This is a genomic window from Achromobacter animicus, assembly GCF_040775605.1.
GTDB lineage: Bacteria > Pseudomonadota > Gammaproteobacteria > Burkholderiales > Burkholderiaceae_B > Achromobacter > Achromobacter animicus.
In genome coordinates this window covers 26067-39186 of sequence record NZ_JAYGJK010000001.1, presented here as the reverse complement: position 1 = coordinate 39186, position 13120 = coordinate 26067, and the positions used below count along the sequence as shown (strand labels likewise).

Here is a 13120-nt window from a genome sequence, read left to right as displayed (position 1 = left end):
GCTGTCGGCAGGGAATTCATTTCTGGCCCACCAGGACGCGGTCCAGGCCATACACGCGGTCCAGCAGCAGCATCGTCACGGCCGTCAGCGCGATCACCAACGCAGACACGGCGGCCATCATCGGGTCGATGGATTCCGTGGCGTACATGTACATGCGCACCGGCAGCGTGATGGTCGAGGGCGCGGTGATGAACACCGACATCGTCAGTTCGTCGAAGCTGTTGATGAACGCCAGCAGCCAGCCGCCGGACACGCCGGGAATGATGAGCGGCAAGGTGACCGTGAAGAACACCGTCGCACGGCTGGCGCCGAGCGACAGCGCCGCGTGTTCGATGGACCGGTCAAAACCCACCAGCGCGCCGATCACCAGGCGCATCACATAGGGCGTGATGACGACGACGTGGCTGGCCACCAGCCACGGAAAGCTGCCGGCCATGCCCATCAGCGCAAAGAAGCGCAAGAGCGCCACACCCAGCACCAGATGCGGAATCATCAGCGGCGACAGGAACAGGCCGTTGAGCACGTCGCGCCCCGGAAAGCGGTAGCGCGTGATGGCGATGGCGGCCGGCACCGCCAGGCACACGGCGATGCTGGCCGACAGGAACGCCAGCCACAGGCTGTTCTTGAACGCCTGCATGAAGTTGGGATGGTCGAAGACCGCGTAGAACCAGCGCAGCGAGAAGCTGGTCGTCGGCACGGTCAGCGTCGAATCGGGCGTGAACGCCACCAGGCACACGATGACCAGCGGCGCCAGCACGAACGCCACCACCAGAAAGTTGAACGCCAGCGCGAAAGGACCGTTCTTCTGCATGTTCGATTCCTTGCGCGGGTCAGCCCAGGCTGCGGCGGTAAGAGCGTTCGACGACGCGGTTGTACGCCATCATGACGATCACGTTCACGATCAGCAGCACGATGGCAATCGCCGCGCCCAGCGGCCAGTTCAGCTCGGTCAGGAACTCGTCGTACACGACGGTGGCCACCATCTTCAGCCGCCGTCCGCCCAGCAGCGCGGGAATGGCAAACGAGCTGGCCGACAGGCCGAACACGATAAGACTGCCGGACAGGATGCCCGGCATGGCCTGCGGCAGCACGATGCGCGTGAGCGTCTGAAAGCGCGAGGCGTTCAGCGACAGCGCGGCGTGCTCGACCGTGGGGTCCAGCTTCTGCAGCGACGTCCAGACCGGAATCACCATGAAGGGCAGCATGACGTGAACGAGGCCGATGATGACGGCGGTGGGCGTGTACAGCAGCGATCCCAGCCCCAGTGCCGCGGCCGCCTTGCCTAGCGGCCCGCTTGGGCCCAGCAGCATGCTCCAGCCGAACGCGCGCACCACCAGCGAGATCAGCAGCGGCGACAGCACCACCAGCAGGAAGATCGAGCGCCAGGGCTTGCGCATGCGCGACAGGATGTAGGCCTCCGGTGCGCCGATCAGCACGCAGATCAGCGTGGTGACGCCGGCGATCCAGAAGGTGCGCCAGAAGATTTCGATGAAATAGCCGTCCGTCACCACGGCCAGGTAGTGTTCGAACGTGTGGCCGGGCTGGATGCCGGTGGCGTAGTCGAACGGCCGGAACGAAAGGGCAAAGGTCAGCGCCAGCGGCGTGAGCACCAGCGTCAGAAACACGAGGGCCAGCGGGATCGATCCCAGGATGGCCAGCATCCCGTCGTTGCGTGGCTTGGGCGGGTTGGCGGCGGCGCCGCGTTGCGTCAGCGTCGCCATATCAGTCCGCCGCCGCGGCAGCCGGTGCGCGCAACACGCGCAGCACGCCGTCCGCCCAGTCCAGCCCGATCTGTTCGCCGTCGTCATGCGGGCGGCGGCCGTCGTTGGGCGTCAGGATGGTCAGCGCCCCCACCGGCGAATCCAGGTCGTACATCCACTGGCTGCCCAGGAAGTAGCGCGTGTTCACGACACAGGCGAGCTTGCCCTGGCCAGACGGCACGGGCACCAGCTTTTCCGGGCGCAGCGACAGCTGCACGCTGTCGCCGTGGCGCAGGCCTTCGCCGTCGACCACAAGGCTCAGCGCGCCGGTCTGCACTTCAGCCTGCGCGCCGCAGCGCGTCACGCGGCCGGGCAGCAGATTGGTCTTGCCGACAAAGCGCGAGATGAACTCGGTCTGCGGGTGTTCATACATGCGGTAGGGCGCGTCCACCTGCGTGGCCCGGCCGTCCTGCATGACGACGACGCGATCGCTGATGGACAGGGCCTCGGCCTGATCGTGCGTGACCATGACGGTGGTGGTGCCGATCTTGCGCTGGATGCTGCGCAGCTCGAACTGCATGTCCTCGCGCAGCTTGGCGTCCAGGTTGGACAGCGGTTCGTCCAGCAGCAGCACCGGCGGCCGGATCACCAGCGCACGGGCCAGCGCCACGCGTTGCCGCTGGCCGCCCGACAGTTCGCGCGGGAAGCGGTCGGCATGCTTGTCCAGCTTGACCAGGGCCAACGCCTCGCGCACACGCTCCTGCCGTTCGGCGCGTTCGACCTTGCGCATCTTCAGGCCGAACGCGACGTTGTCAGCCACGGTCAGGTGCGGAAACAGCGCATAGCTCTGGAACACGATGCCCAGGCCGCGCGTGTTGGGCTTGGCGTGCGTGATGTCGCGGGCGTCCAGCGTGATGGTGCCGCAGGTCACGTCGGCAAAGCCGGCAATCATCTGCAGTGTGGTGGTCTTGCCGCAGCCGGAAGGACCGAGCAGCGAGACGAACTCGCCCTTGTCGACCGACAGGCAGAAGTCCGAGACGACACGCAGATCGCCGTAGTTCTTGGAGACGTTGTCCAGCCGCAGAAATGCCATGTTCCAAACCCCGTGGCCCGTCCGGGCCCTGCGCCGCCGGGTGGAAAAAGTGCCGCCCAGGCTGCCTAAGTGATGGCGCAGTCTAGGAGCCGCCAAAACGGAGGGTCAATTAGGGTTTTCCGAAGAATCGAATTTTTTATTCGTTATTTCCGGTAGACTGAATTTCTTGATAAAAGCACGGCAGACTATTTTGATTATCGGAACCCAAGAATGAAGAAATCAGAAACGCCGGACGATTCCGCAGGCCAGGGCGTGTTGCAGCGGGCCTTTGCCGTGCTGCGCGTGCTGGCCGACGCCAAGGGAGACAAGCTGCGCCTGACCGATATCGCCGCCCGCACGGGCCAGGCGCAAGCCACGGTGCACCGGGTGCTGCAAGGCCTGATGCAGGAAGGCGTGGTGGAGCAGCCGGCCCAAAGCAAGGGGTATCAGCTCAGCGTCGCCTTCTTTTCGCTGGCGGCCGCGGCGGGCAACCATCAATCCAGCCTGCGCACCCTCTACCGGCCCGCCATGCTGCGCCTGTCAGGCATGCTCAATGACACCATTTTTCTGCTGGTGCGCAGCGGCTTTGATGCGGTCTGCGTCGACCGCGTGGACGGCGCCTTTCCGGTGCGCTCGCACACCGGCGACATCGGCGGCCGCGTGCCACTGGGCATGGGTCAGGGCGGCCTGGTGCTGCTGGCCAGCCTGCCGGAAGCCGAGCGCGAAGAGGTCATGCGCTTCAACATTCCGCGCCTGCATCACCTGGGCTTCGTGGACGAGATCTCGATGCGCGTGCGCATCAAGGAATGCCTGGAACTGCGCTACGCGCGCAGCCAGGGGCAGGGCGTGTTCCCCAACATCGCGGGGCTGGCGGTGCCGGTCTACGATCCCAACGGCGTCACGGTGGCGGCGCTGAGCGTGGCGGCGCCCATCGAACGCATCAGCGATGAACGCCTGCCGCTGATCGTGGAAATGCTGCGCCGCGAGGCCGACGCGGTGGGCGCGCAGATCAATCCTTTCGACCCCGCGCTGCGCAGGCCCAGCCAGTTCTTGGGCACGGGCAACGGCGCATAGCCCACGCACGGCGCGCGGCGTCCGCGCATAAAAAACCCGGACACGTATGGGTCCGGGCTTTTCAACAAGCATCAGCAATCAGGTCGGATACGTGCCCGGCAGCAGGATGCTGCGGTCGCCCGGCTCGATCGTGCGGCGGCCGCACAGCGCCATCGTCGTGTCCATTTCCTTGTACAGGATCTCCAGCACGCGGGTGACGCCGGCCTGGCCATACGCGCCCAGCCCGTACAGGAAGGCGCGGCCGATCATCGTGCCGCGCGCGCCCAGCGCCACGGCCTTCAGGATGTCCTGGCCGGAGCGGATGCCGCCATCCATCCACACCTCGATCTTCGAACCCACGGCATCGGCAATTCCCGGCAGGGCCGCGATGGACGACATGGCGCCGTCAAGCTGGCGGCCGCCGTGGTTGCTGACGATGAGCGCGTCGGCGCCGCTGTTGGCGGCGAGCTGCGCGTCCTCGACATCCAGAATGCCCTTGATGATGAGCTTGCCGCCCCAGCGCTGCTTGATCCATTCCACGTCGTCCCAGCTCAGGCGGGGATCGAACTGCTCGGCCGTCCACGACGACAGCGACGACAGGTCGCTCACGCCCTTGGCGTGGCCGACGATGTTGCCGAAAGTGCGGCGCTTGGTGCCGAGCATGCCCATGCACCAGCGCGGCTTGGTCGCCAGGTTGATGAGGTTGCGCAGCGTGGGCTTGGGCGGCGTCGACAGGCCGTTCTTGATGTCCTTGTGGCGCTGGCCCAGGATCTGCAGGTCCAGCGTCAGCACCAGCGCCGAGCAGCCGGCGGCCTTGGCGCGGTCGATCAGGTTGCCCACGAACTCGCGGTCACGCATGACGTAGAGCTGGAACCAGAAGGGCTTGCCGGTGGCCTGCGCCACGTCTTCCAGCGAGCAGATGCTCATCGTGGACAGCGTGAACGGCACGCCGAAATCGGCGGCGGCCTTGGCGGCCAGGATCTCGCCGTCGGCATGCTGCATGCCGGTCAGGCCCGTGGGCGAAATCGCCAGCGGCATGACCACGTCCTGGCCCACCATGGTGGTGCGCAGCGACCGGCCTTCCATGTTGACCGCCACGCGCTGGCGCAGCTTGATCCGATGAAAGTCGCTTTCATTCGCGCGATAGGTGCCTTCGGTCCAGGCGCCGGAATCGGCGTAGTCGTAGAACATGCGCGGCACGCGCTTCTGCGCGACAACGCGCAAATCTTCGATGCAGGTGATCGTAGAAAGGTTAGCGGTCATGGAGTGTCTGTGGAGTGATAGGGGTGCGCCAGCTGCGACTCATTTTCTTGTGCTTTCGGGCCGCCAGCCGTGGGGCAGCCTTGCCGCCGCGCCAGGCTTGATGACCCGCGCGGCGCCGCCCAGTATACGCGCCGAGGCCGGCAAGCGTCGCTTGCCGGCCCCGTTCGCCCCCCTGCGCAAAGGCTCTATGGCCCCTGCACGCCCAGCCCTAGCGCGGCCACACCTTGCTGACCGCGCGTATCGTTGCCCACGCCACCCAGCGCGGGCTGGTCAGCCGCGCGCCCGGCAGCCGGCGCATCACGTCCACCGCCAGCCCGCCGCGCTTGTGCCATTGCTTCTTGCGGGTCTGGCTGTCGGTCCACCGGCCTTCCAGCCACGGGAATTCCCGGCGGCCCGGCTTGTACACCGGCGGCGTGTTGTAGATCAGGATGTACGCCAGGCGCGGCGTCTGCGACGTGTTCGGTCCCGTGAAGTGCAGCGTGCGCGCATCGTGGACGGTGATGCCGCCCGGATCAAGGGGCTCGGCCACCGCCTGTTCGCGCGGGAAATCACCGCAGCATTCCAGCGGATGCAGCGTCTTGTCGCCGCCCGGGGAACGGTGCTCCAGCACGTCCCACTTGTTCGACCCCGGCAGGAACTGCATGCAGCCGTTCTCGACGGTGGCCGGCTGCAGCGCCAGCCAGATGCTCAGTTCGTTGTAGACAAAGTCCGGCGACCGGAAAGCTTCGTCCTGGTGCCACGGCGTTTCCGGACCGTGCGGGCCGGGCTTGAGCAACGCGTGCTCGCCATACAGCGCGGCCTGCGGGCCCAGCAGCTGCCGCGCCAGTTCCAGCGTGCGTTCGTGGTACACCGTCTTCAGCAGGCCCGGGGCATAATGTCGCGGATCGTGCAGACTCGGAAACTTCGCGGGCTTGCTCGGGTCGTCGCGGCTGACAAAGTCGTATTGCGCGCCCTCGTTGTAACCCGTCTTATTCGAGAACAAGTCCAGCAGCGTCCTGCGGATGTAGCCGACCTCGTCCTGAGGGCACATGTCCTTCAAGGCCAGGTAACCCTGATCCCTGTAGCGCGCTGTCTCGGCTTCCGACAACAAACTGGTCTCTTCCATAATGGCTTCTCCAAGCTCTGGTAATGGGTATTTCTAAGCTGGCACGTTTTGACATGGGCTCTAACGTATCGCTTCGAAGCCTGCCGGGCCTATAGACCATCCGCTGTAGCCGGTTCCGCCTACGCCAGTCGCGCGTGGCGGCGCATCATCCGAAGGAAAAACCCATGCAAGACCCTAAGGCCGATACCCAGATCGAAACCGTCCACGTCACCGTCAGCGGCACGGTGCAAGGCGTGGGCTACCGGCACGCCACGGTGCGGCGCGCTCACATGCTTGGCGCGAAGGGCTGGGTGCAGAACATGCTGGACGGCACGGTCGAAGCGCTGGTGCAGGGCACGCCCGACCAGGTCGATCACATGCTGGAATGGCTGCGCCGCGGACCGCCGGGCGCGTCGGTGCAGGAAATCATCACGCGCCGGGAGTACACCGATAAGCGTTACATCCGCTTCGAGCAACTTTGAGGGCAGTGGGCCCTCGCCGGCACGCTGTAGGCCGGGCGGATGAGGGCCCGGTAGCGTAAAGGCTGACTGGCGTCAGCGCGTGCGCAACCAGCGCGCGCCGACCTGGTTGATGACCAGCCCGGCCAGCACGCACCCGGCGCCCACCCATTGCAGCAGCTGCAGCCGCTCGCCGAACGCCATCGACGCCGCCCACAGCCCCACCACCGGCACCAGCAACGAGAACGGCGCGACCTTGGCCGCGGGATGGCGCGACAGCAACTGCGTCCAGAGCGTGTAGGCAACCAGGGTCGCCAGCACCGCCAGATACAGCACCGACAATGCCTCGCCCCAGCCCATGCCGGTGATCATGCCCACGACCGGTTCCCAGCCGTCGATCAGCACGGCCAGCGCCAGGAAAGGCAGCACCGGGGCGGCGCTGCTCCAGGCAATGAACGCGAAGGGGTCGTAGCCGGGCGCCTTGCGGCTGGCCAGCCGCACGATCATGTTGGACACCGCCCACATGAATGCCGCCCCCAGCGTCAGGACAAAGCCCAGCATCGTCATCTGCCCCGGCCCGTCGCCACGCGCCCCCGCGATGACCGCAAGGCCCATCGCGGCGACGCCCAGTCCGATCCAGTGATGCCGCCGCGCGCGCTCATGCAGCACCGGCGCGGCGAGCAGCAGCGTAAAGAAGGCCTGGGTCTGGATGACAAGCGATGCCATGCCGGCCGGCATGCCGAACTTGAGCGCCGTGAACAGCAGGCCGAACTGGCCCAGCCCCTGGACCAGCCCGTAGGCCGCGACCCAGTGCCACGGCAGCCGCGGCATGCGCACGAAGAGGATGAGCGGGAAGGCCGCCAGCGCGAATCGCAACGCGCCGAGCATCATCGGAGACAAGCCCCGCATGCCGACCTTCATGACGACGAAATTCAGGCCCCAGATGACCACCACCGCTAGGGCGCAGAAATAGTCTTTCCGGGAAAGATGAGTGGGGGTGGACATGGCGGGCATTATCGCATCGCCCGCCCCAAAATCGGCTGAATCAGCGCGCGTTCAGCACCGCGGAGAACGCCTTGACGGCCATGTCGATATCGTCGTCGCTGATGTGCCGATGCGTGACGCAGCGCAGCCGCGTACGGCCCCACGGACGCGTCAGCACGCCTTGCGCCTGCAGGGCCGCGACCCACTCTGCATTGGTCATGCCGGTGTCGGCGGTCTCGACCTGCACGATGTTGGTTTGCGGCACGGTCGCGGTCAGCGTGGGCGCCAGCGTGTTGATGCCGTCGCTCAACCGGCGCGCCCGCACGTGGTCCTCGCCCAGCCGCGCGCTCATGTGCTGCACGCCTTCCAGGCCCGCGGCGGCCATGATGCCGGATTGGCGCTGCGTGCCGCCCAGCATGCGGCGCAGCGTGCGCGACTTGGCGATCACGGCCTGGCTGCCCGCCAGCACTGCGCCCACCGGCGCGCTCAAGCCCTTGGACAGGCACAGCGACACCGTATCCGTGTATTGCGTGATGTCCATGGCCGGCACGCCCAGCGCCACCGCCGCGTTGAACAGCCGCGCACCATCCAGGTGCACCGGCACGCCGGCTGCGCGCGCCATGCCATGCACGGCCTGCATGTGGTCCAGCGGCAGCACCGCGCCGCCCGCGTTGTTGTGCGACGTCTCCATCGCCACCAGTGCAGTCTTGAGGCGGTGCCCGCCTGCCATCAGCGCGTCTTCGAGCCGGTTCAGGTCCATCGCGCCTTCGGCGCCCGGCAAGCCTTGGTAGAACAGGCCCGTGAACGTGGCCGCGCCCCGTTCCGACGTGTACATGTGGGCAGTCGCTTCCAGCGCCACCTGCTCGCTGCGCTGCGTTTGCGCCAGCACGGCCAGCAGGTTGGCCATCGTGCAGCTCGGCACGAAGAGGCCCGCCTCCTTGCCCAGGCTGGCCGCGACAGTCGCTTCCAGCTCGCGCACGGTGGGGTCGCCGTCCAGGCCGTCATCGCCGATCGGCGCGGTGCGCATGCGCTCGTACATGGCCGCGGTCGGGTGCGTGACCGTATCGCTGCGCAGGTCGACGCGGAGTGGGGGAGGTTCGGCGGGGGTCCGCTGGGTCATGGCTTTCAGTGCTGCAAAATTTTGGAAAGAAACTGGCGCGTGCGCGGGGCACGCTCCTCGACATTGCCGAAGAACTGCTCCTTCTGGCAGTCCTCGACAATCTTGCCGCCGTCCATGAAGATCACACGGTCGGCGACGCGGCGCGCAAATCCCATCTCGTGGGTCACCACCATCATGGTCATGCCTTCGCCCGCCAGGTCGGTCATCACGTCCAGCACCTCGTTGACCATCTCGGGGTCCAGCGCCGACGTGGGCTCATCGAACAGCATCACGACGGGGTCCATCGACAGCGCCCGGGCAATCGCCACGCGCTGCTGCTGGCCGCCCGACAGTTCGCCGGGATGCTTGTCCTTGTGCGCCGACAGGCCCACGCGCTCAAGCAGCGCAAGCGCGCGCTGCCGCGCTTCGTCCTTGCCGCGCTTGAGCACCTTGATCTGCCCCAGGCACAGGTTCTCGGTCACGGACAGGTGCGGGAACAGCTCGAAGTGCTGGAACACCATGCCGGCGACTGCGCGCAGCTTGGGCAGGTTGGTGCGCGGATCGCCCACGGACACGCCGTTGACCACGATCTCGCCTTTCTGAAAGGGCTCGAGCGCATTGACGGTCTTGATCAGCGTGGACTTGCCCGAGCCGGACGGGCCGCACACCACCACGACTTCGCCGCGGCGCACGGTGGTGGAGCAGTCGTCCAGCACCTGGAAGTCGCCGTACCATTTGCTGACCTGCCGGATCTCGATCATCGGGGGATTGGAAGAGGATTGCATCGTTGAACCTGTGGATAACGTGATTGCTGCGGCAAGCGGCTCAGCGCAGCACCCGCGTACGCTTTTCAAGCTGCTTGACCAGACGCGATGCCGTGAAGCAAATCACGAAATACACCACCGCCACGAAGAGATAGAGTTCGACCAGCCGGCCGTCGCGCTGGCCGATCTTGGACGCGGCGCCCAGGAAGTCGGTGAGCGACAGCACGTACACCAGCGACGTGTCCTGGAACAGGATGATGACGCGCGTCAGCAGCGCCGGCACCATGTTGCGCAGCGCCTGCGGCAGCACGACGTACCGCATGCCTTGCCAGTGATTCAGGCCCAGCGCCATGCTGGCCGATACCTGGCCGCGCGCGATGGACTGGATGCCGGCGCGCATGATTTCGCAGAAGTACGCGGCCTCGAACAGCGTGAACGTGATCACCGCCGAGTTGAACGCCCCCACGCGCAGCGGCGTGGGCGATCCCACCACCCACGCGGCGATGTACGGCATCAGAAAGTAGAACCAGAAGATCACCAGCAGCAGCGGGATCGAACGCATGACGTTCACGTAGATGCCTGCCGGCACCGACAGGATCTTGTAGCGCGACAACCGCATCATCGCCAGGATCGTGCCCAACGCCAGGCCCATCACCGCCGCCAGCACGGTCAGCGTCAGCGTGAAGGTCATGCCGGTCTGGAACAGGTACGGCAGCGAGCCCCAGATCACATCGAAATCGAATTTGCCCATGTCAGCGCCCCAATCCCGCAGGCGACTTCGCGGCCGTGCCGATCAGGCCGGGCACCGCGACTCGGCGCTCGAGCGTGCGCATCCCCAGCACGACGATGCCGTTCAGAATCAGGTAGATCACCGTCGCGGCCGAAAACGCCTCGAAGATGTGAAAGCTGAATTCCGCCATCGAGCGCGCCTGGCCCGTCAATTCCAGAAGGCCAATGGTCAGCGCCACCGACGAATACTTGATCGTGCCCATGAACTCCGAGGTCAGCGGCGGCAGCACGATGCGATAGGCCTCGGGCAGGATGATGTAGCGATAGACTTGCGCCTCGGTCAGTCCCAGCGCGGTCCCCGCCTGAAACTGCCCGCGCGGCAGCGACTGGATGCCGGCGCGCAATTGCTCGGCCACACGCGCCGATCCGTAAAAGCCCAGGCACAGCACCGCGGGCAAAAACTGCCCCCACGGCTGCGGCATCTGCTTCATCGCCAAGCCCCAGGCATGCGGCAGCAATTCGGGCAGCACGAAATACCACAGGAACATCTGCACCAGCAGCGGGATGTTGCGGAACAGCTCTACATAGGTCGCGCCGATGGCGTTCATCAGGCGCGACTGCACCGTGCGCATCACGCCCAGCCAGGATCCCAGCAGCAACGAGAAAACCCAGGCCGTCAATGCCAGCGCGAGCGTCCAGCCCACGCCGATCAGGATCGTTTCCAGGAAGGTGTGCACGCCGTCCGGCGACATCTCCAGGAAGACGCTCCAACTCCAGTTGTAATTCATGCCCTCGCCCTTGATTGCAACGCCGGCCCCGGCCGGCGTCCTTGCTTCATGCGCCGCGGGGACGCGTTGCGCCCCGCGGCATGCGGCTTACTCGTAGGCCTTGGGATCGCCCGAGTCGGTGGGGTTGGCCAGGGCGCGCTTCAGGGCGTCGCTCATGGGGTACTTCAGGTTGATCTGCTTGGGCGGGATCGGCGAGTTGAAATACTTGTCGTACAGCGCCGCAACCTTGCCGGTCTTCATCAGATCCAGCACCGCGTCATCAACCACCTTCTTGAACTTGGGATCGTCCTTGGGCTGCATGATGCCGTAGGGCGCCATTTCCAGGCCCTTCTTGCCGATCACGAAGGCGTCCGGATTCTTGGACGAGGCCACGGCGCCGTAGGCGATGCCGTCGTCGTTGGCCGAACCCGCGGCGCGGCCCGATTCCACCATCAGGATGGTCTCGGCGGTGTCCTTGGTGGGCGCCATCGAGATGCCCAGGTTGCCCTGCGCATTCAGTTGCGAGATCAGCTTGAACGTCTGGCCGCCGGCCTGCGCCGCGATGGTCTTGCCGCGGAACGAGGACAGGTCATTGGGGTCCACGCCGCCGTCCTTGCGCGCCACCAGCACCACCTGCGCCACGAAGGTCGTGGGCGCGAAGGACACCAGCTTGTGGCGGGCCTCGTTATTGGTGGTGTTGCCGCACTCCAGGTCGATCGTGCCGTTGGCCAGCAGCGGAATGCGCGTGGCCGACGTCGTCGGGTTGTAGCGGACTTCCAGCTTGGGCAGCTTCAGCGCTTCCTGCACGTACTTGGCGACTTCCTGGCAGATCTCGACCGTGTAGCCGATCGGCTTCTGATTGCCGTCCAGATAGGCAAACGGCACCGAGGTCTCGGGGTGGCCGATCGTGATGACGCCGGTTTCCCGGATCTTGTCCAGGCGGCTGGGACCTTCGGCATGGGCCGTCGCGGTGGTGCCCAGCAGGGCGGCGGCGACGGAGATCGCGGCAAGTGCTTTCATCTGATTCCCTTGGCGCCGTACGTGCGGCGCGTGTTTATGTTCACGATCGGCGGCTCCAGTCTGGCTGGCGACCGCCGCGTCCCGCGATGAGCCCCGCGGCTGGCAAAAAGTATCAACTAGCAGTATGGTTTTATCCAGTTCCAATCAGGTATTCCTCTATACGGATTTGACATGGCCATTACTCGCATGGGCTTGCGGCACATTGAGGCGTTCCGCGCCGTCATGATGACCGGATCCATGACCGCTGCGGCGCGCCGCGTGCATACCTCGCAGCCGCACGTTAGCCGCTTAATTGCGCAATTGGAAGCCATCACCCAGTTTCCATTGTTCGACCGCAATGGCAGCCGGCTGAGCCCGACCCAGGACGGGTCGCGCTTTTTTCAGGAGGTCGAAAAGACCTTCATCGGCCTCGCCGGCCTGGAGTCGGCGGCGGCCAGCATCCGCTCGTTCAGCGCCAGCCGACTGAGTGTGGCGGCCATGCCACGCCTGGCGGGCGGGCTCCTGGCCCGCATCGTCGCGGCCTTCAAGACCGAGTACCCGGACGTCATGGTGTCCATCCACTCGGGCAACGCCAGCGCGGTCCACAACTGGATCAGTTCGGGGTTCTGCGACACGGGGCTGGCGATGCTGTCCGGCGAGGCGCCCGGCATCCAGGTCGAGCCGGTGCTCACGATGAGCTGCGTGGCGGTGCTGCCGCGCGGACATCGCCTGACCAAACTGAAGAAGCTCAAGCCCGCCGATTTTGCGGGCGAGCCCTTCATCGCATTTCCCAGCGGCACCCCGCTGCGCGAGAAGATCGACGCCGTGTTCAAGTCCGCCAAGGTCGAGCGACATACGGTGGCCGAAGCGGGATTGGGGTCGTCGGTGTGCGCGCTGGTGGGCGCGGGGCTGGGCGTGGCGCTGATCAACCCCCTGGCCGCGCGCGAGGAGTACGAAGCGAACGGCGTGGAGGTCCGGCCGTTCAGCCCGGCGGTGCCGGTCACCGTCGCGCTGCTGTACCCGCCGTATCACACGCGCACGCGCCTGGTCACGGTGTTCTCGCGCTATGCGCATCAGCTGATGCAGGAAGAGATGGGGGATCTGAAGGCGCGGCCGCCGCGGTAGCCGATCGCTGCGGCGATACGTGT

General features: G+C 66.0%; 14 protein-coding genes. 3 read left to right on the top strand and 11 right to left on the bottom strand.

Translation table 11 applies throughout. From position 1 onward, the window contains the following. Window positions 1–16: 16 nt before the first annotated feature. From AB3147_RS00150 to AB3147_RS00140, 3 genes are read right to left on the bottom strand one after another with little or no spacing between them, the layout of a single operon-like run. Window positions 17–811 carry an ABC transporter permease gene (locus AB3147_RS00150; RefSeq protein ID WP_062839314.1) on the bottom strand — a complete coding sequence of 265 codons (795 nt, stop codon included), beginning with the start codon at window positions 809–811 and terminating at the stop codon, window positions 17–19. Between the two features lie 19 nt (window positions 812–830). Continuing rightward, window positions 831–1721: an ABC transporter permease gene (locus tag AB3147_RS00145; RefSeq protein WP_175136964.1), complete on the bottom strand. Its 891-nt coding sequence runs from the start codon at window positions 1719–1721 to the stop codon at window positions 831–833. 1 nt (window position 1722) lies between these two features. Further along, on the bottom strand, window positions 1723–2793 hold the full coding sequence (locus tag AB3147_RS00140) for an ABC transporter ATP-binding protein (RefSeq protein WP_367351176.1): 1071 nt from the start codon (window positions 2791–2793) through the stop codon (window positions 1723–1725). 210 nt (window positions 2794–3003) lie between these two features. Here AB3147_RS00140 and AB3147_RS00135 point away from each other — a divergent pair, with 210 nt between their 5' ends. Then, on the top strand, window positions 3004–3846 hold the full coding sequence (locus AB3147_RS00135) for an IclR family transcriptional regulator (protein ID WP_175136963.1): 843 nt from the start codon (window positions 3004–3006) through the stop codon (window positions 3844–3846). Window positions 3847–3924: 78 nt separating this feature from the next. Here AB3147_RS00135 and AB3147_RS00130 read toward each other — a convergent pair whose 3' ends face one another. Then, complete coding sequence (locus tag AB3147_RS00130) at window positions 3925–5088, bottom strand: alpha-hydroxy acid oxidase (protein WP_056565975.1); 1164 nt, start codon at window positions 5086–5088, stop codon at window positions 3925–3927. Between the two features lie 208 nt (window positions 5089–5296). Beyond that, window positions 5297–6193, bottom strand: a complete 897-nt coding sequence (locus AB3147_RS00125; protein ID WP_175124848.1) for a phytanoyl-CoA dioxygenase family protein — start codon at window positions 6191–6193, stop codon at window positions 5297–5299. 164 nt (window positions 6194–6357) lie between these two features. On the opposite strand from AB3147_RS00125, the gene AB3147_RS00120 reads away from it, so the two are divergent. Further along, window positions 6358–6654 (top strand): acylphosphatase, encoded by a 297-nt coding sequence (locus tag AB3147_RS00120; protein WP_056565981.1) that lies wholly within the window; start codon window positions 6358–6360, stop codon window positions 6652–6654. Between the two features lie 72 nt (window positions 6655–6726). Here AB3147_RS00120 and AB3147_RS00115 read toward each other — a convergent pair whose 3' ends face one another. The 6 genes from AB3147_RS00115 to AB3147_RS00090 all read right to left on the bottom strand — a co-directional run bounded on the left by AB3147_RS00115 (window position 6727) and on the right by AB3147_RS00090 (window position 11993). Further along, complete coding sequence (locus AB3147_RS00115; RefSeq protein WP_367351175.1) at window positions 6727–7635, bottom strand: EamA family transporter; 909 nt, start codon at window positions 7633–7635, stop codon at window positions 6727–6729. 40 nt (window positions 7636–7675) lie between these two features. Further along, window positions 7676–8734 (bottom strand): threonine aldolase family protein, encoded by a 1059-nt coding sequence (locus tag AB3147_RS00110; RefSeq protein WP_279971438.1) that lies wholly within the window; start codon window positions 8732–8734, stop codon window positions 7676–7678. 5 nt (window positions 8735–8739) lie between these two features. Next, window positions 8740–9474, bottom strand: coding sequence for an amino acid ABC transporter ATP-binding protein (locus AB3147_RS00105; RefSeq protein WP_056565987.1), 735 nt, complete (start codon window positions 9472–9474; stop codon window positions 8740–8742). Window positions 9475–9538: 64 nt separating this feature from the next. After that, window positions 9539–10228, bottom strand: coding sequence for an amino acid ABC transporter permease (locus tag AB3147_RS00100; protein ID WP_056565990.1), 690 nt, complete (start codon window positions 10226–10228; stop codon window positions 9539–9541). A gap of 1 nt (window position 10229) precedes the next feature. Then, on the bottom strand, window positions 10230–10994 hold the full coding sequence (locus AB3147_RS00095; RefSeq protein WP_367351174.1) for an amino acid ABC transporter permease: 765 nt from the start codon (window positions 10992–10994) through the stop codon (window positions 10230–10232). Window positions 10995–11081: 87 nt separating this feature from the next. Then, on the bottom strand, window positions 11082–11993 hold the full coding sequence (locus tag AB3147_RS00090) for an amino acid ABC transporter substrate-binding protein (RefSeq protein ID WP_175124844.1): 912 nt from the start codon (window positions 11991–11993) through the stop codon (window positions 11082–11084). 171 nt (window positions 11994–12164) lie between these two features. Between AB3147_RS00090 and AB3147_RS00085 the strand changes: the two genes are divergently transcribed. After that, the gene (locus AB3147_RS00085) at window positions 12165–13097 is read left to right on the top strand and encodes a LysR substrate-binding domain-containing protein (protein ID WP_175136960.1); all 933 of its coding nucleotides are present in this window, start codon (window positions 12165–12167) and stop codon (window positions 13095–13097) included. Window positions 13098–13120 lie beyond the last annotated feature (23 nt).